The sequence below is a fragment of the Bacillus sp. P4_D3 genome (genome assembly GCF_056401855.1).
The window spans coordinates 1-981 of record NZ_JBFUIN010000991.1; the positions used below are offsets into that span (position 1 = coordinate 1).

Genomic DNA, 981 nt, shown 5'->3' on the forward strand with positions numbered 1-981 from the left:
GTTAAAGCGTCATCTAGTTCTATGAAAAAACTTTTAGAAAATAGTTTTTTCATAATCCTTTTTTCTCTTTCATCATATTCCATCCCCCTTCAATTTAAGTCGCCAACATCCATATTTTCAATTTATCTTTGAAAACAAAAAAATCCTGCACATTTCATGCAGGATTTTTTTATTAGTCATTTTTCGTAAAGTAAGAAACAAAACGAAGAATTTCTAAGTATAGCCATACTAGAGTCATCATTAGACCCATTGCACCGTACCACTCCATATATTTTGGAGCTTGGCTACGTGCACCGCTTTCGATTAAATCGAAATCTAGTAATAGATTTAATGCAGCAACTACGATAACAACTGCACTAATGATAATACCAATTGTACCACCTTGGTGAATATACGGAACAGTTACACCGAACATGTTTAGTACGAATACGATTAAATACATTACCGCAATTCCCATTGTCGCCGCAATTACACCTGTACGGAATTTATCAGTTACTTTTACTACGCGCGTTGCATACAACACTAGCATTGCAAATAGAATTGAAATTGTTAGTAAGACAGCGTTTAAAACGATAGTATCGCCAAATTTCATTGTATAAATCGCTGAAATACTTCCTAATACAATCCCTTCTACCGCTGCATAAATCGGTGCACCAATTGGTGATATACGTGGGAAGAAGATAGATGCAAATGCGACGATTGCCGCAATAACTAAAGCACCAATTAATACTGGCATTTTCATCGTATTATTTGTCATCTGTATGTATGAATAGACAGACGTTGCAAGAAGCAAGATAAGCATGATAAACGTTTTGCCTACTGTTCCACCAATAGTCATCGCAGAAGTACTTGCTCCCTCTTTACGAAATGCGTCTTTTTTCAACATTGGATTAGATGTTCTCATTTTTTCCCCTCCTAAAATAGGTTCTACCAATAGTGTAAAGTTTTTCTCTTTACTTTTCAATATATGCAGCTTGTTTT

General features: G+C 35.2%; 1 protein-coding gene and 1 pseudogene. Both read right to left on the bottom strand.

Features of this window, described 5'->3' with window-relative positions:
• Positions 1-76, bottom strand: a pseudogene (locus AC1DTM_RS28590) (DUF4318 domain-containing protein); the annotation flags it as partial.
• Positions 77-172: 96 nt separating this feature from the next.
• Complete coding sequence (locus AC1DTM_RS28595) at positions 173-904, bottom strand: Bax inhibitor-1/YccA family protein (protein ID WP_088099016.1); 732 nt, start codon at positions 902-904, stop codon at positions 173-175.
• Positions 905-981: the final 77 nt, after the last annotated feature.